This window comes from Dietzia aerolata (assembly GCF_014144865.1).
GTDB classification, from domain to species: domain Bacteria; phylum Actinomycetota; class Actinomycetes; order Mycobacteriales; family Mycobacteriaceae; genus Dietzia; species Dietzia aerolata.
Map to the genome: position 1 here is coordinate 1 of NZ_JAALDM010000015.1, position 16649 is coordinate 16649.

General features: G+C 64.9%; 17 protein-coding genes and 1 tRNA gene. All 18 read left to right on the forward strand.

What is annotated here, in order from left to right:
- A partial coding sequence (locus tag G6016_RS00860) for a tyrosine-type recombinase/integrase (protein ID WP_182630825.1) occupies positions 1 to 504 on the forward strand: 504 nt, incomplete at its 5' end.
- 75 nt (positions 505 to 579) lie between these two features.
- On the forward strand, positions 580 to 1455 hold the full coding sequence (locus G6016_RS00865; protein WP_182630889.1) for a ParA family protein: 876 nt from the start codon (positions 580 to 582) through the stop codon (positions 1453 to 1455).
- Positions 1452 to 2378 (forward strand): segregation and condensation protein A, encoded by a 927-nt coding sequence (locus G6016_RS00870; RefSeq protein ID WP_182630826.1) that lies wholly within the window; start codon positions 1452 to 1454, stop codon positions 2376 to 2378. Before G6016_RS00865 ends, G6016_RS00870 begins: the two co-directional genes overlap by 4 nt.
- Positions 2369 to 3133 carry an SMC-Scp complex subunit ScpB gene (gene scpB, locus G6016_RS00875; protein WP_241729632.1) on the forward strand — a complete coding sequence of 255 codons (765 nt, stop codon included), beginning with the start codon at positions 2369 to 2371 and terminating at the stop codon, positions 3131 to 3133. Before G6016_RS00870 ends, scpB begins: the two co-directional genes overlap by 10 nt.
- Before the next feature lie 7 nt (positions 3134 to 3140).
- Positions 3141 to 3899, forward strand: coding sequence for a pseudouridine synthase (locus tag G6016_RS00880; RefSeq protein WP_182630827.1), 759 nt, complete (start codon positions 3141 to 3143; stop codon positions 3897 to 3899).
- The gene (gene cmk / locus G6016_RS00885) at positions 3896 to 4636 is read left to right on the forward strand and encodes a (d)CMP kinase (RefSeq protein WP_182630828.1); all 741 of its coding nucleotides are present in this window, start codon (positions 3896 to 3898) and stop codon (positions 4634 to 4636) included. The genes G6016_RS00880 and cmk overlap by 4 nt, the downstream gene beginning before the upstream one ends.
- Positions 4633 to 6090 (forward strand): ribosome biogenesis GTPase Der, encoded by a 1458-nt coding sequence (der, locus tag G6016_RS00890; RefSeq protein ID WP_182630829.1) that lies wholly within the window; start codon positions 4633 to 4635, stop codon positions 6088 to 6090. Before cmk ends, der begins: the two co-directional genes overlap by 4 nt.
- A gap of 69 nt (positions 6091 to 6159) precedes the next feature.
- Positions 6160 to 6233, forward strand: a tRNA-Pro gene (locus tag G6016_RS00895).
- A gap of 233 nt (positions 6234 to 6466) precedes the next feature.
- On the forward strand, positions 6467 to 7093 hold the full coding sequence (locus tag G6016_RS00900) for a DUF4178 domain-containing protein (RefSeq protein ID WP_182630830.1): 627 nt from the start codon (positions 6467 to 6469) through the stop codon (positions 7091 to 7093).
- Between the two features lie 17 nt (positions 7094 to 7110).
- Positions 7111 to 7662, forward strand: a complete 552-nt coding sequence (locus G6016_RS00905; RefSeq protein ID WP_182630831.1) for a DUF2617 family protein — start codon at positions 7111 to 7113, stop codon at positions 7660 to 7662.
- Positions 7659 to 8078, forward strand: coding sequence for a DUF4247 domain-containing protein (locus G6016_RS00910; protein ID WP_182630832.1), 420 nt, complete (start codon positions 7659 to 7661; stop codon positions 8076 to 8078). The genes G6016_RS00905 and G6016_RS00910 overlap by 4 nt, the downstream gene beginning before the upstream one ends.
- A 49-nt stretch (positions 8079 to 8127) precedes the next feature.
- Positions 8128 to 8562: a DUF350 domain-containing protein gene (locus G6016_RS00915; protein ID WP_182630833.1), complete on the forward strand. Its 435-nt coding sequence runs from the start codon at positions 8128 to 8130 to the stop codon at positions 8560 to 8562.
- Positions 8563 to 8623: 61 nt separating this feature from the next.
- Positions 8624 to 10204: a polyamine aminopropyltransferase gene (locus G6016_RS00920; RefSeq protein ID WP_182630834.1), complete on the forward strand. Its 1581-nt coding sequence runs from the start codon at positions 8624 to 8626 to the stop codon at positions 10202 to 10204.
- Between the two features lie 492 nt (positions 10205 to 10696).
- Positions 10697 to 12097 (forward strand): glutamate decarboxylase, encoded by a 1401-nt coding sequence (gene gad / locus G6016_RS00925; protein WP_380024238.1) that lies wholly within the window; start codon positions 10697 to 10699, stop codon positions 12095 to 12097.
- 246 nt (positions 12098 to 12343) lie between these two features.
- Positions 12344 to 12976 (forward strand): hypothetical protein, encoded by a 633-nt coding sequence (locus G6016_RS00930; protein WP_338403467.1) that lies wholly within the window; start codon positions 12344 to 12346, stop codon positions 12974 to 12976.
- An 89-nt stretch (positions 12977 to 13065) separates the two neighbouring features.
- Positions 13066 to 14145, forward strand: coding sequence for a bile salt hydrolase (gene bsh, locus G6016_RS00935; RefSeq protein ID WP_182630837.1), 1080 nt, complete (start codon positions 13066 to 13068; stop codon positions 14143 to 14145).
- Positions 14146 to 14262: 117 nt separating this feature from the next.
- Positions 14263 to 15384: an ATP-binding protein gene (locus G6016_RS00940; RefSeq protein WP_182630838.1), complete on the forward strand. Its 1122-nt coding sequence runs from the start codon at positions 14263 to 14265 to the stop codon at positions 15382 to 15384.
- 76 nt (positions 15385 to 15460) lie between these two features.
- Positions 15461 to 16600 (forward strand): hypothetical protein, encoded by a 1140-nt coding sequence (locus G6016_RS00945; RefSeq protein WP_182630839.1) that lies wholly within the window; start codon positions 15461 to 15463, stop codon positions 16598 to 16600.
- The last annotated feature ends 49 nt before the right edge of the window (positions 16601 to 16649 follow it).

Genomic DNA, 16649 nt, shown 5'->3' on the forward strand with positions numbered 1-16649 from the left:
GATCGGGCCATGCTCGAACTCCTCTACGCCTCCGGTGCGCGTGCGGCCGAACTGATCAGTCTCGACGTGGACGATCTGGACGGTCTGGACCGGCCGGAGGGCGGATCGGTGATCCTGCGCGGCAAGGGCGGCAAGGAACGCGTCGTCCCGCTCGGGCGGCCGGCGTGCGAGGCGGTGGGCGCCTACCTTGTCCGGGCACGGCCCGCGCTCGCCGTCAAGGGCGGGCCCGCACTGTTCCTCAACGCCCGTGGAGGGCGGCTGAGCCGCCAGACGCTGTGGAACGTCGTGACCGTCGCCGCCCGGCGCGCCGGGCTGACGCAGGAGGTCTCACCGCACACCTTCCGGCACTCGTTCGCCACCCATCTGCTCGACGGCGGCGCGGATATCCGGGTGGTCCAGGAGCTGCTGGGGCACGCGTCGGTCACCACGACCCAGGTGTACACACTCGTCACGGTCGACACCCTGCGCGAGGTCTGGGCCGAGTGTCACCCTCGGGCACGGTAACGTGGCCGCAAGGTACCGCCCGGGTGCGGTTGGAGGCGACGAGAGGAGACGAGGGTGGCGCAGAACACTGGTGCGATGGATCCCGCACTGTTCTCCCGCGCCGAGCTGCTGGGCGCTGACGACCCGGCCGCCGGCGAGGGATTCTCCGCGATCCCCGAACCGGAGCCACTAACCTCGCACGGTCCCGCCGTGGTGCTCTCGATGTGCAACCAGAAGGGCGGCGTCGGCAAGACCACCAGCACCATCAACCTGGCGGCCGCGCTCGCCGAGTACGGGCGACGGGTCCTCGTGGTGGACCTCGACCCGCAGGGCGCACTGTCCGCGGGGCTGGGGATCCGGCACCACGAGCTCGAGCTGACCGTCTACAACCTGCTCGTCGACCACACGGTGTCGACGGAGGAGGTGCTCGTCCGGACGCGCGTCGAGGGCGTGGACCTCATTCCCGCGAACATTGACCTGTCGGCAGCGGAGATCCAGCTCGTCAACGAGGTGGGCCGCGAACAGGCGCTGGGCCGGGCCCTGTACCCGGTGCTGGACCGGTACGACTTCGTGCTGATCGACTGCCAGCCCTCGCTGGGCCTGCTCACCGTCAATGCTCTGGCCTGCTCGGACGGGGTGCTCATCCCGATGGAGTGCGAGTACTTCTCGCTGCGCGGCCTGGCGCTGCTCACCGACACGATCGACAAGGTCCGTGACCGGATCAACCCGCGCCTGCACCTGACGGGCATCCTCATCACGATGTTCGACCGGCGGACCGTGCACGCGCGTGATGTGCTGGGCCGGGTGGTGGAGGTCTTCGGCGACAAGGTCTTCGACACGTTGGTCACCCGGACCGTCCGGTTCCCCGAGACGACGGTGGCCGGCGAGCCCATCACCACGTGGGCGCCCAAATCGGGTGGCGCCCAGGCGTACCGGGCGCTGGCCCGCGAGGTCATCCAGCGCGGTAGATGAGCGACGCGGTGTCCGACGTCGAGACCCCGCCGGGGCAGGAAGCGGGCGAGGAGACCGTCCCGGACGCGGTAGCCGAGGAGGGCACCGGTCCGGAGGTGGCCGGTCCCGAGCAGTCCGTCCCGGACGGGGCAGCCGACGGCGAGCGTGCGTTCACCGTCCACCTCACCAACTTCACCGGCCCGTTCGATCTGCTGCTGGGTCTCATCGACTCCCGCCGCCTCGACGTGACCGAGGTGGCCCTGCACATGGTCACCGACGAGTTCATCGCCCACACCCGCGAGCTGGGCAAGGAGGCCGGGCTCGAGGAGGTCACCGAGTTCCTCGTGGTGGCCGCGACCCTGCTGGACCTCAAGACCGCGCGGCTGGTGCCGTCGGGCGAGGTCCAGGATCCGGAGGATCTGGCGCTGCTGCAGGCCCGTGACATGCTGTTCGCGCGGCTGCTGCAGTTCCGGGCGTTCCGGCGGGTCGCGGAGCTGTTCGCCGAGCTGGACCGCACCGCGCAGCGCGCCTATCCGCGCACCGCGGGACCGGACGAGGAGTTCCTCGGACTGCTGCCGGAGGTCGAGTTGGGGGTGGACGCAGAACAGCTGGCCACCATCGCCGCGGTGGCGTTTCGGCCGCGCCCGGTCGACGAGGTGGGGGTGGCCCACGTCCATACACCTGTGGTTTCGGTGCCGGAGCAGGCCGGGCGGGTCCTCGAATTATTGCGGTTCCGTGGGAAGGGAACGTGGGTCGATTTCCGGGAGTTGATCGCGGGGAGTGGGGAATCCCTCGTCGTCGTCGCCAGGTTTTTGGCCCTGTTGGAGTTGTACCGGGCGCGTGCGGTCGCGCTCACCCAGGACGAGGCGCTGGGGGACCTGTTGGTGAGCTGGACGGGCGAGGAGGCCACCGAGGTGACGCGCGGAAGGGATGAATGGACTTGAGTGAGACGAGTTTTGATGACGACGACGAGGTCATTGGCGCGGATCCGGATGAGCCGTCGCTGCGGGCACGTCTCGAGGCTCTTCTGCTCGTGGTAGACCAACCGACCCCCGAGGCGGCTCTCGCGTCGGCCGCGGGGGCGTCGGTCGGGGAGGTGGACGCCGAACTGCGTGCCTGGCGTGACGACCTCACGGCGGCCGGCAGCGGGATGGACGTGCGTCGGACCGGCGAGGGCTGGCGCCTCTACACCCGTCGCGAGCTCGCGCCGTACGTGGAGCGGCTCCTCACCGACGGCACCCGCTCCACCTTGACCCGCGCGGCGCTCGAGACGCTCGCCGTGATCGCCTACCGCCAGCCGGTCACCCGATCGCGCATCGCGGCGGTGCGTGGCGTCAACGTCGACGGTGTGATGCGTACCCTCGTGGCGCGCGGTTTGGCGGTCGAATGCGGTACGGATGCCGAGACCGGGGGCATGCTGTATAGGACAACAGAGCTATTTCTGGAAAGATTGGGCCTCGCGTCGCTCGACGAGCTGCCGGACATCGCCCCGCTGTTGCCGGATGTCGACCTGGTCGACGAGATGAGCGACGACCCCGCGGACGACCCGCGGATCCCGGTGGGGCGGCGGCGGGCGGCGACACCCGCGGCCGAGGACCGGGCCGATGCCGACGCCGATGCTGACGTAGAAGCCGAAGTGGACGCCGACGCCGACCCGGTCTCCCAGACCGACCCTGAACCCGACGACGAAGAGATGTGACATCCCCATGACTGAATCCGCTGGCCGAGAAGGCGCACCGGTCCGACTCCAGAAGATCCTCGCGCAGGCGGGCGTGGCCTCCCGCCGTGCCTCCGAGGATCTCATCGCGCGGGGTCGGGTCGAGGTTGATGGCAAGATCGTGCGCGAGATGGGCATCAAGGTCGATCCCGCGACGGCGGTGATCCGGGTCGATGGCACGCGAATCGTCCTCGACGACACCCTGGTGTACCTCGCACTGAACAAGCCCCGCGGCTACCACACGACCATGTCCGACGAGCGCGGTCGGCCCTGCGTGGGTGACCTCGTGGCCGACCGGATCGACGCCGGTCAGCGGCTGTTCCACGTCGGCCGACTCGATGCCGACACCGAGGGACTGCTGCTGGTGACCAACGACGGCGAGCTGGCGCACCGCCTCATGCACCCGTCGTACGAGGTGTCCAAGACCTACATGGCGACGGTGACCGGCGTCGTGGGCAAGGGCGTCGGCAAGCAACTCCGCGACGGCATCGAGCTGGAGGACGGGCCGGCCAAGGTCGACCAGTTCTCGCTCCTGGACGTCCACGACGGCCGCTCGCTGGTCAAGGTGGTCCTGCACGAGGGGCGCAAGCACATCGTCCGCCGGATCCTCGCCGAGGTCGGTCACCCCGTCGAGGGGCTGGTGCGCACCCGCTTCGGCGCCGTGGCGCTGGGCGATCAGCGCGCGGGCAGCTTCCGCAAGCTCAACCGCAAAGAGGTCTCCGACCTGTACGAGGCGGTGGGCCTGTGAACGCCACGCAGCCGACCAGACGCATCGCCATCGACGGCCCCGCCGGAACCGGTAAGTCCACCCTCGCGCGCACTCTCGCGCGGCGCATCGGCGGGGCGTATCTCGACACCGGCGCGATGTACCGGGTGGCCACGCTGCAGGTGCTCCGGGCCGGCATCGACCCGGACGACGCCGACGCCGTGATCGCCGCGACCTCCGACCTGCCGCTCGAGGTGGGCACGGACGCCGGGGCCGAGCGGATTCTGCTGGGCGCCGAGGACGTCAGTGAGGAGATCCGGACCGCCCAGGTCACCGCGAACGTCTCGGCGGTGTCCGCGGTTCCGCAGGTGCGGGAGAACATGGTGGAACTGCAGCGGCGACTTGCCGCCGGCGGCGGCACCGTGGTCCTCGAAGGCCGGGACATCGGGACCGTCGTCCTGCCCGACGCCGAGGTCAAGATCTACCTCACCGCCAGCCCCGAGGTCCGCGCGCAGCGCCGCACCGACCAGGACCGGTCCGCCGGCCGCGACGCCGACTACGACGAGGTCCTCGCCGCGGTCATCGAGCGCGACCGCAAGGACTCCACCCGCGCCGCGAGCCCGCTCCGGCCCGCGGAGGACGCCGTGGTGATCGATACCTCCGACCTCACCCTCGAGGCCGTGCTCGATCGACTGATCGCGCTCGCCGTCGGGACCGACGCGTCGCAGCGCGCCACCGCAGCGTCGCAGGGCGCCACCGCAGAAGGGAACGCACAGTGACCGATTCCGAGGATTTCGACCTGCCCTCCGGCCCCGCCGAGGAGACCATTGAGGACGGATGGAGCGACGACACCGACTGGGAGTCGATCGCGCAGGAATACGCCGATGAGATCGAGACGGAGATCGAGGGGGTCGAGATCCTCCCGACCGTCGCGATCGTCGGCCGCCCTAACGTCGGCAAGTCGACACTGGTCAACAGGATCATCGGCCGCCGCGAGGCAGTTGTCGAGGACGTTCCCGGTGTGACCCGCGACCGGGTGTCGTACGAGGCGCTGTGGAACGGCCGATCGTTCATGGTCCAGGACACCGGTGGCTGGGAACAGGACGCCAAGGGGCTGCACCGGTCCATCGCCCAGCAGGCCGAGATCGCGATGGGCACCGCCGACCTCATCGTGTTGGTCTGTGACGGCACCGTCGGCATCACCGCCGGCGACGCGACCGTGGCCAAGACTCTCCGCCGGTCCAAAACCCCGGTGATCCTCGCGGTGAACAAGGTCGACAGCGAGAAGGCCGAGCTCGAGTCCGCGGAGTTCTGGGCCCTCGGCCTGGACCAGCCCTTCGCGATCTCGGCGGCCCACGGTCGCGGCACCGGTGACCTGCTCGACGAGATCATGGACCAGCTGCCGTCCAAGGCGTCCATGCGCGAGGTCGCTGACACCCCCCGCCGGGTCGCGCTCGTCGGCAAACCCAACGTGGGCAAATCGAGTCTGATCAACAAGCTCACCGGCGAGGACCGCTCGGTGGTGGACAACGTCGCCGGCACGACGGTCGACCCCGTCGACTCGCTGGTCGAACTCGGCGGCAAGACCTGGCGCTTCGTGGACACCGCGGGGCTGCGACGCAAGGTCAACCAGGCGTACGGACACGAGTACTACGCCTCGCTTCGTACGCGGGGCGCGATCGAGGCCGCCGAGGTCGTGGTGTTGCTGCTGGATGCCTCGGAGCCGATCACGGAGCAGGACCTCCGGGTGATCTCCATGGTCGCCGACGCGGGCCGAGCCCTGGTGATCGCTTTCAACAAGTGGGACCTGGTGGACGAGGACCGCCGGTACGACCTCGACAAGGAGATCGACCGCGAACTGTCCAAGATCCTGTCCTGGGCACACCGCGTGAATATCTCGGCCAAGACGGGTCGCGCCCTGGCGAAACTGGTCCCCGCGATGGAGACGGCCCTGGAGTCGTGGGACAAGCGGATCCCCACCGGCCCGCTCAATACGTGGATGAACGAGGTCGTCGCGGCGACCCCACCCCCGATGAGAGGTGGGCGCCTGCCGCGGATCCGGTTCTGTACTCAGGCCACCACCCGTCCGCCGACGTTCGTACTGTTCTCCACAGGTTTTCTGGAGGCCAACTACCGGCGTTTTCTCGAGCGCCGACTGCGTGAGACCTTCGGTTTCGACGGCTCGCCGGTACGCGTGAACGTCCGGGTCAAGGAGCGCCGACAGCGGAAGTGACCCCGATTGGGAGATGCCTCCCGAGGTGCGATAGTCTGTTCCAGTCGCTGCGGTGAGAGCCGCGGAAGACGGGCTGTGGCGCAGCTTGGTAGCGCACTTGACTGGGGGTCAAGGGGTCGCAGGTTCAAATCCTGTCAGCCCGACACAGATTAATGCAGGCCAGGGTCGGTTTCCTTGCAAGGGAAACCGGCCCTGACTCGTTGTTTACCCCACTTGCACCCCATCGGCGTGCTCTCGGGATCTCCGCCGAATCAATGCTCCTGACACCCTGGCGCTTTCGCGGGCGTACTGGCGATGTGCGCTAGCCTGGCCCGGTGGACGCCGCCGGTCCGGGTGGGACTGTGCGGCACGTTTTCCGGCAGAGGGGTAAGGCCAAGTGGGGGAATTTCTCATCGTGATCGGTGTGGTGATCGTGATAGTGGCGATCATCGGACTCGTGATGAACGCACGGCGAGCCGGAAAGAACTCAGTCCCCGGCTCGCGTCGGGACCCCCTGGCCTCTGACCAGGTCGCTCAGGGCTTCGGGCCCCGGAACCTCGGCCCTGGCGCGATCGTCGCGTATGGCGGAATCGACTACGTGGTCCGGGGCACCATCACTCTTCATCAGGGTTCCTTTGTCTGGTGGGAGCACCTTCTCGACGGGGGTGACGGTGCCCAGTGGCTCGGTGTCGAGGTGGACGAGGGGCAACTTGAGATCACATGGTGGACCACCCGCAGGGGGCACGGACTCCTGCCGGCCCCCGAAGTGGTCCTGGACGACAGAGTTCATCGGGAGGACGAGTCGGGCGCAGCCCAGTACTCCTGTGAAGGCACGACTGGCCTCCCCCCGCAGGGGCAGATGCGGTATCGGGACTACCGGACCCAGGACGGGAGCTCGCTCCTGTCGTTCGAAGACTGGGACGGTTCCGGCTGGGAGCTCTCGTCCGGTCGTCCGATGTCGCCGGGGGAGCTGACCGTCTATCCCGCCCCGCCCGCGCCAGGAGCCCCGGGGTACCGCGCGTGACTCTTCACCACCTCGATGTGCAGCCGGACGACGTGGCAGCGTCGGAACTCGGGTACCGGGTCGACTTCGAACCAGCCCCGGCAGCACTGGCAACTGCAGTTCTCGAACATCCGCACCACCCTGTGTCGCTCCGGGTAGCCATACTCGGGGCGTCCCACGCGGTCACCGTGATCGTCGACGGGCGGGACTCCATCACGGAGGAGGTGTCCTGTCGGGCATCGACCGCGGGGGGAGGTCTTCCGCATGCCGGCGAAACGCACACCTGCCCGGAGGGCGTACATCACCTCAGGGGCGCCGTGGACGCGGTGCCATCGGGCAGATTTTCCGCAGTGGTGCGGGAGCTGACCGATCGTGCGGTGAACGAGCCGCATGTTCTCGCGGGCAGGTTTCCCGGAGCTGAGGGTGCGCTGACCGTGGTGGAGGCGAGAGCCCACAGCAGAGGTTGGCAGTGGCGCACCTGGCATCTCTACCCCGCCGATGAGACCGTGGAGGCCGGTGGCGAGATCGTGACGACTGAATCAGGGTTCGAAATGGCGTTTGCGGGCGCGGTGACGGAGGAAGTGGCGTGAAGCGCAGCAAATGGTTGGTTATCGCCCTGTGCGGGGGAGTGGTGGCGGTACTGCTCGGGCTCGTCCTGGTAGCTGCCGGAACCAACGCTGTGCGGTACGTGCGCGACAACTACACTCCGACCGCTCAGTCTGCGAATACCTATGATTGCCGCGGCAGCGTCGATGAAACAGTCGCCGACATCTCAGATCACGAGCGCCCCGACGCGAGTAGTCGTCAGGGTGATACCGAGTACATGCGGTATGACAAGGACATGATCATCGTCGGGCCCTCGGGTTCACTGCCGTGCCGTGTTCAGCTCGACGAGAACTCCCGCACACTGCGGTCTGGCGGATTCCTGTTCCTCGGAGGCGCTTTCGGCCCCCGGAGCCCGGCTAGCTCGTCGGGCGGAAGCTCCGGCGGCTTCGGAGCCAAGTAACACTCGTAATCGGCCCCGATGGCCACAATGTGAAGGAGATCCGGAGAATATGGGCGACCACATCCCTGACCTGCTCGACGGAATCGGCGTGTCCCTGGCCTACTTCGGCGTAGGCGCCCTCGTGTTGGCTGCCGGCTTCGTTGTTCTCGATCTACTGACTCCGGGGAGCTTGCGTCAGCACGTTTTCATCGATCATCGCCCCAACGCCGCAGCCCTTCACGCTGCTTCCGCCATCGCGTTGTCCATCATCGTGGTGACGGTGATGGTCAATGCCTCCGACGAGCTCCTGTTGGGCCTTGTTGATGTGGCGGTATACGGGATTCTGGGGATCATCTTCCAGGCCGTGACCCTGGTGATCCTGGAGTTGGTGGTGCCGGGACGCTTCCGAGATCTCGTTGCCGCCCCCACCTTCAGCACCGCGTCTCTCGCCGTGGCCGCGACACTCATCGCGGTTGGCGCAGTGAACGCCGCAGCCATTGCCTGAGCCTTCTCCGGATACGGCTCTCTCTCCGGAGCCATCAGCGGTACCCGAATGGTCATCTGGCATGGGGCCGTCGGTCGCGACGCCAGTCGGACGATGGTGGCGCCCGATAGTCCTGGCTGCTGTAGCTGCCTGTGCTGCATGCGGACTCATCTACGAACTGGCACTACTCACGCTGGCCACGACCGTCCAGGGTGGCGGGATAGTCGCGACGAGCCTCATTGTCGCCGGCTACGTCGCGGCGCTGGGCCTCGGAGCGCTTCTCGCCAAGCCGTTCGTCGACCGCGCGGCGTCCTCGTTCGTCGCCGTCGAAGCCGCGCTAGGGCTGGTCGGTGGTGTCTCAGCCACTCTGCTGTACATCACGTTCACGTCATTGGGGACTCAACCGTCGCTCGTCGTGCTCGCGCTGGCGACCGGTGCTATCGGCGCACTGGTCGGTGCCGAGGTGCCGCTGCTCATGTCGCTGCTCCAAACCGGACGACGAAGTGACGCCGAGGAGGCCGGACGCACTCTCGCCAATCTCAATGCCGCGGACTACCTGGGCGCGCTGCTGGGCGGTTTGTTGTGGCCGTTTCTGCTGCTTCCCACGATGGGGATGCAGCAGGCTGCGGCGGTGACCGGCCTGATCAATGTCGCGGCCGCTGCCGTCTTGCTGGGCCTGGTACTGCGCCATTTCATGGCGCGTGTACGAACGGTCGTCTCGGCTCTCGTGCTACTGCTGGTCGCAGGGCTTCTGGGGACACTCCTCGTCGCCGTGGACGGTGTCACCGAGTGGTCTCGCTCCCGGCTGTATCCGGATCCGGTGGTGGCGCACACTCAATCCGCATACCAAGAGATCGTCGTTACCAGTGCCGTCTATAAGGGGCGTACGGACCGGAGGCTCTACCTAGACGGCACACTTCAATATTCCAGTCTTGACGAGTACCGATACACCGAGTCGCTCGTCCAGCCGGTGGTGGCAAACCGTCCGGAAGAGGTATTGGTGCTGGGCGGCGGTGACGGATTGGCCGCTCGAGACCTCCTCAAGGTTCCCGGGGTTCAGCGAGTGGTGCAGGTGGAGCTCGATCCCGCGGTGCTGGACATCGCCAGAACCCGGCTGGTTGAAGATAACGAAGGTGCACTGACCGATCCGCGGGTGGACGTGATCGTGGATGACGCGTTCACCTGGCTGCGCCGTGGCGGCGATGGAGAGGTGCCGGACGGCGGTTTCGGCGCCGTTCTCGTGGACCTGCCGGATCCCAGGAATGCGGCGCTGGCACGCCTGTACTCGCAGGAGTTCTACGCCCTGATAGATCGGGTCGTCAGCGATGACGGACTGATGGTGGTCCAGTCCGGAAGTCCCTACTCGACGCCGCATCAGTATTGGCGGACGGTATCGACGGTTGGGTCGGCCGGGTGGTCGACCACCCCGTACCACACGTACGTCCCCACCTTCGGTGACTGGGGATTCGTTCTCGCAGGTAAGAGCAAATCTGAACCCGAGCTTCGCCTTCGTCCTGATGTCGAGGGGCTGCGATACCTCCGTTCCGGGGTGTTGGCCGCCGCGACGGAGTTCGGAGGGGACGTCAGCCCTATGGCCCTCGATCCTTCGACTCTCGACAGGCCGCGAATTCTGGATGATTCGCGGCGGGGGTACGAGCGTTGACCTCGTCCTGACCTCTACGAACGGCCTCCAGGCATGCGGGCCCCCGAATGTCGGGTGTCTGCTGGTGGGGACCCCCACAGAAGTCTAACCTGATTCTCAGATTATGGTTTTCGCCGATATTGCCCACTGGATTGCCAAATGATGTAAACAGCGGGGCCACTGCCCGTTTCGGGGAGGTGAACCGGGCGCCGTCGCCGACACCCTCCCGTGACACCTGTCGAATCTGCGCGAGAAGTCCCTCAGAATATCAAGTGCAACTTATGTTCATTGGGTAGCGTTTGGTCTGTGAGATGTGCATCGGGGGTGAAAATTCAAGTGGATGCTGATACGGCGTGCTTGTGCGCTTGTCCTCTTGAGTGGTCCGCCACCCGGTCTGGGGTTGGGCGTTGGTTATGCAGCAATTTCGCCTGACTTGCAGCCGGAGTGCGGCCAGGCCCGGTCTGCTTTGTGCATCTCATGAGCTGCCTGCACCCCGAGAGAAGCGAGGATGACGTGTCTGAGACCTATCGCAATGCTGCCGAGCAGCAATCCGACGCCCAGCTGGAGATCAGCCCGGTGTTCGCCCGTCCGGGCGAGGCAACGTCGTTGCCGAAGTTCAAGATGCCCGACGGCATGATGTCCGGCGATACGGCTTATCAGATCGTCCACGACGAGGCCATGCTCGACGGCAACTCTCGGCTGAACCTCGCGACGTTCGTCTCCACCTGGATGGACGACAACGCGCAGAAGATCTACGCCGAGACCGCCGACAAGAACATGATCGACAAGGACGAGTACCCGGCTACCGCGGCGATCGAGGATCGATGCTGGCGGATGCTCGCCGACCTGTGGAACGTGCCGGACGCCAACGACACGATCGGTACCTCCACCGTCGGTTCCTCGGAGGCCTGCATGCTCGGCGGGCTCGCGCTCAAGCGCCTGTGGCAGGAGAAGCGCAAGGAAGAGGGTAAGTCCACCGAGAAGCCCAACCTGATCCTTTCCGCAGGAGTGCAGGTCGTCTGGGAGAAATTCTGCAACTACTGGGATGTCGAGGCCCGCTACGTCCCCGTGACCGAGGACCATCTCGTTCTGGACGGCTTCGAGCTGGAGAAGTACGTCGACGAGAACACGATCGGCGTCGTGGCCATCCTGGGACAGACCTACACCGGCCTCTACGAGCCGGTCAAGCAGATTTCCGAAAAGCTCGACGAGATCCAGAAGGACACCGGACTCGACGTCAAGATCCACGTCGACGGTGCTTCCGGTGCGATGGTCGCGCCGTTCTGTCAGCCCGATCTCGAGTGGGACTTCAAGGTCGACCGTGTCAACTCGATCAGTACGTCGGGTCACAAGTACGGGCTCGTCTACCCGGGCGTTGGCTGGGTCATCTGGCGCAACAAGGCCGTGTGCCCGGAGAGTCTCATCTTCCACGTCAGCTACCTAGGTGGCGACATGCCGACTCTGGCGTTGAACTTCTCGCGCCCCGGCGCTCAGGTCCTACTGCAGTACTACCAGTTCCTGCGTCTCGGCCGTGAGGGGTATCGGGCGGTGCAGCAGGGTTCTATCGATGTCGCCACGTATCTGTCGTCCGAGATCGAGAAACTGGGTCCGTTCACCCTCGTAAGCCGTGGAGACACCATTCCGGTCTTCGCGTGGAAGCTCAAGGAGGGCAAGCGAAACTGGGACCTCTACGACCTCGCGGACCGTCTGCGCATGCGCGGATGGCAGGTTCCGGCGTACCCCATGCCGGATGACATGGCAGATCTTGTCGTCCAGCGCATTGTGGTCCGTCTCGGCCTCAGCCGCGACCTGGCCGGACTGCTGCTCGATGCGATCAAGGAAGAGGTCGACTTCCTTGAGAACCTCGCGGCTCCGATCCCGCGTGAGAAGCCGCGTACCAACTTCGCGCACTGATCTGAGGGGTGGGAGGCCTCGGCCATGCCGTTTCAGAGGACTGCGTGCCTTCGCTGAGTGCGTGCGGATGACGGTCACTTTCTGAGAATTGCCCACCCTGACACGGGCCCGCCCGGGCCGGCTGACCGCCGGCCCGGGCGGTGTTTCCGTTCCGTCCGACATCCATTACCGACCCACTGGAAGGTGCAACTTTCCATGACACGATCTCGAGTCGAATCTGGATCCGACCGACACAATTCGCTGTTGGTGCCCACACTGACCAAACAAAGCTGGTCGTTCATGATCGGATCGACTCTGTTCGCGGTCGGCGCAGCTGTGGCGATTTGGGACCTCGGATCCGCAAATCTCACGAACGTCCTGTGCTTCATCGGTGCCTGGTTCTTCACCACGGCCGGATTGATGCAGACGATTCTCAGTGGGGCGCCGACTAAGGCCGTGGATTACGGTACCGGTCGAATGTTTCGTGCAGTGTGGCTCGCGGCATTCATCCAGAGCGTCGGCACGCTTCTGTTCAACGTCAGCACCAGTGGTGCCCTGGCGGCACGCTCCATTCACGCGCAAGAGCAATTCGTCTGGAATCCGGACGCTGGCGGCTCCGTTGCATTCCTCATCAGTGCGGCGTTCGTCTATGTCGCCTACTTTCGAGATCGGGACACTCTGTGGGAGCCGAGCCAATCCGGCTGGTGGGGCGCTCATATCAACATGCTCGGTTGCATCGCGTTCGGTGTATCCGCGGTGGGGGCCTTCGTCCTAGCCAATGGCTCTGTCGAGAATGCCAATGTGGCCAACTGGGGCACATTCATCGGCGCACTTTGTTTCTTCTTCTCGTCTGCAATTGCACTTCCGCAACTTGGTTGGAACCGACGTAATTCCACATAGTCTGCAGGTGAGGCATTGAAGATTGTGGAACATCGATCAGTCGAAATCGGCACCGAGCAGGAACATCTCGATAAGGACTAGGAGTCCCTATGTGTACACGTGTCGTCTGGCCAGATGCCAATGGTTCGGTAATCGTCGGTCGGAACATGGATTTTCACATGGACCTGCTCACCAATTTGTGGAAATTTCCCCGTGGCGTTGAACGAGTCGACGGTGTCTTCGGTGAGCTCACATGGACCTCCAAGTACGGAAGTCTTGTCGCGACAGCCTTCGATCTCATTGCGACCGACGGGATGAATGAGAAGGGATTCGCAGGTCATATCCTCTGGCTCACCGAGTCCGACTACGGCAAGCCCTCTCCAGAAGGAACCTGGCTAAGTCAGTCCGTGTGGCTGCAGTACTACCTCGATAATTTCGAAACAGTTGAACAGGCCGTGAGGTGGACTGAGTCAACGCAGGTCGGCATCTCTCAGCTTTTCGACCCTACTGGTCATCTCGTCCCCACATTGCATCTGGCGATCAATGACGCCACCGGTGACTCGGCGATCATCGAGTACGTCGACGGCACCCCGACCATCTATCACAGCCGTGATTACAAGGTCATGACCAACTCGCCGACGTTCGACCGGCAGCTGGAGTTGGTTGCACAGATCGAGGGGTTGGGCGGGGAGAAGCCGTTGCCCGGGTCGACTCAAGCCAGGGATCGTTTCGCTCGCGCCTCTTATTACGTTGAGAATCAAGTCCAGCCCACAAGCCAGGTGGGCGCGATCGCGGCGATGTTCAGCATCATTCGAAATGCCGCCCAACCGTTCCGTACCCCGGAGCCGGGCAAACCCGATGCTTCACAGACGATCTGGCAAGTGGTGCTGGATCTGACCAATCGGCGATATGTCTTCGAGTCGACTACCAGGCCGAATATTGTCTGGGTCGACTTCGACGACATGGATTTCACCGAGAGTTCTGGAACGACCAAGCTCGACCTGGTCGGGCAGATGGCACTCGAGGGAGGACTTGCCGGCAACGTCACTGATGGTTTCGTCCGAGTCGAGGCCGCTGCACTCGAAGTCATCGCGACAGGAGTGACGGCGCTCGAATTCGTCGCGAGAAAGCAGGACGAGTTCGCGGCGCTGGCCGCAACCGTCCGAGCATTCGCCACAGCAAAGAAGTGACGGGGCACAGGAGTCGCTGAGCGTGATCGAACGATGACGTCTCGATTGAAAAGCAACTGCTGTGCATGTTGGACGCCGGCCTCGCCGCGGAACCGCACGAAGTGAGGGCAGACGACGATGACGACGACACTGACGATCGGCACCGAAGTGGGGGCAGAAGACACAGTCGTAGGGCTGGACGCCACACGATTCAATCGACACACGTTCTGGTGCGGTCAGAGCGGCAGCGGAAAGAGCTACGCGCTGGGGGTGGTGCTGGAGCAGCTTCTTCTGGAAACCGACCTGCCCCTGCTGATCCTCGATCCGAACGCGGATTTCGTCAGGTTGTCCCAGACGCGACCGGAGGCGCACCGAGATGCCGTCGCGCGGCTCGCGGATCTGGATCTCCGGATCTTCCGCTCGTCGGCAGGTGCATCCCAGCCACTCCGGGCGCGTTATCTCGACCTGACACCAGCGTCGAAAGCCGCACTTCTTCAGCTGGATCCGATTGTTGACGCCGAGGAATACAACGTTCTCCTCCGAGCGGAGATCAACCGCAAGGATTACTCGGTGGCCGAGTTCGATCCCGACACGATCATCGAGCGTTTGCGTTCGTCGGAGGACCCAGGCCAGGTGCGGCTGGCATACCGAATGGAAAACCTCGGCGTCCTCAAATGGGATTTGTGGGCCCGCGGAACTGAGTCCGTGGTGGACGTGGTCGCCGAGCGCCCACGAGCGACAGTGATGGACCTGGGTGGATTCACCCATCCCGCGGAGTCGAAGGTCGCGGCGCTCGCAGTTCTTGAACAGCTGTGGGAGCGAAGGGAAGAACGGCGTCCGATACTGATCGTGATAGACGAGGCCCACAACATCTGCCCGCCCGATCCCGAGAATGAAGTGGAGCGGGCGCTGACCAAACAGGTCATCCAGATTGCCGCAGAGGGCCGGAAATTTGGGCTGTGGATGTTGCTGTCGACACAGCGCCCCGGGAAAATTCATCCGAACGTGCTGTCTCAATGCGACAACCTCGGTCTCATGCGGATCAATTCGCCGCGAGACCTGACGGACTTGTCGGACGTGTTCGGATACGCGGGAGAAGAACATCTCCGTCGGTCTACTGGATTCGCCCAGGGTCAGGCACTGTTCGCTGGCGGTTTCGTGTCGGAGCCGACATTTGTGCAGGTAGGTCGCAGGCTCACCGAGGAGTCGGGTGGGGATGTGAAGGTGCCCATACGCGGACAGTCGGGGGAACACCTCTGACTGGCCCATCGTTGTACCGGGTGTGATATCCCGTGACATGGACGTGCCCGTCACCGGGGTGCGACGAGGAGGGCGCATGACAGCCGACAACAAGGCTCGCACGGCACGGGACCGGATCGTCTCCGATGTCGACCAGATGTGTCGCGGAGAAGGACGGCCTCCGGTCGCCGAACTGTCGGACCGGGCAGCCCTCTTGGTGGCCTGTGGGTTGGTCGAGCCTCGAATTGTCGACGTCGTCCGGACACGTCTGCACCGCAACCTGTCATTTCCCACCACCGGTGGTTTTCACCAGGTTCGGGTCATCGAGGAACAGCGGCACGATCTGCGGCGGATAATCGACTCGCCAGCCCCCTCGATGTTGAAGATGGCGCTCCGCACCCGCCTGGCGGAACTCGATCGCAAATACCTCGTTCTTCGTTCTGGTTTCACCAGAGGGGCCGGGGTGTTCGCGTACAAGATCAAGGACATTCGCGCAGACAGGAGGCGGGGTGTCCATCTGGACACCGATGACCGCGGGCGGCTGTTCGACGCATTGGCCTCCACACCGACCATGGCTCCGGTTCCACTTGTCCCCAGGACACTAGGGGAGCTCGGCACGGTGGCAGCCGCGTACGGGCAGCGGGAGATGGGACGTGTTGTCCTTCCCCAGCGAATGCAGACGGTGGTGCGTTCGCTGCCGTCGCTACCGCAGATCCGATCTGATAACAGGCGGATCCCGGAAATGTATACGGCGATGCTCATGGAGGTCGGTGGACTCTACGACCGGTTGAATGCGGGGTACTTCCGGGGTGGGCGCGCTGTCGAGGAAATCAGGCTCCAATTCGACGCGGAAAGTGAACTCATCGGGCTCTCCGGAGACCTGTGCCGACTCCGCGAGGCGGCCGCCACGGCTGACGCGTCTTTCTCATCCGACGGCTTCAGCACCCTCACCGGTATGGGTCCGGCGATCGACCGGGCGTGGGCCGAGGTGGTCGAACGCGCCGTGGCATTTCGCGAACTGGTGGAGTCGGTGGAGTCGCGTGCAGACGTTGCCGTGGCCGAGGCCGCCCGGGTTGCGGGGATCGCGCGGGATAACGGGGTCAGATCGCCCGCTGCTCACTACCAACCCAACCAAGCCGATCTCGCAGCCGAGCACCTGGCAGCGAGAGCGGGGGACCGGATGCTGTCGACCGAGGCGATGCGCAGGTTGCGAGGTCAGATCGACCCAGAGAAGTAGGAGCGGCCTCCGGCGGGGCGGGGCACCGAGAAGGCGCACGCCTGCGTAC

Coding starts and splice junctions, on each gene's coding strand:
- G6016_RS00880 (WP_182630827.1), top strand. CDS start 3,141: ATGACTGAATCCGCTGGCCGAGAAGGCGCACCGGTCCGACTCCAGAAG.
- G6016_RS00915 (WP_182630833.1), top strand. CDS start 8,128: ATGGGCGACCACATCCCTGACCTGCTCGACGGAATCGGCGTGTCCCTG.
- G6016_RS00865 (WP_182630889.1), top strand. CDS start 580: ATGGATCCCGCACTGTTCTCCCGCGCCGAGCTGCTGGGCGCTGACGAC.
- bsh (WP_182630837.1), top strand. CDS start 13,066: ATGTGTACACGTGTCGTCTGGCCAGATGCCAATGGTTCGGTAATCGTC.
- G6016_RS00870 (WP_182630826.1), top strand. CDS start 1,452: ATGAGCGACGCGGTGTCCGACGTCGAGACCCCGCCGGGGCAGGAAGCG.
- G6016_RS00940 (WP_182630838.1), top strand. CDS start 14,263: ATGACGACGACACTGACGATCGGCACCGAAGTGGGGGCAGAAGACACA.
- G6016_RS00920 (WP_182630834.1), top strand. CDS start 8,624: ATGGGGCCGTCGGTCGCGACGCCAGTCGGACGATGGTGGCGCCCGATA.
- scpB (WP_241729632.1), top strand. CDS start 2,369: ATGGACTTGAGTGAGACGAGTTTTGATGACGACGACGAGGTCATTGGC.
- G6016_RS00945 (WP_182630839.1), top strand. CDS start 15,461: ATGACAGCCGACAACAAGGCTCGCACGGCACGGGACCGGATCGTCTCC.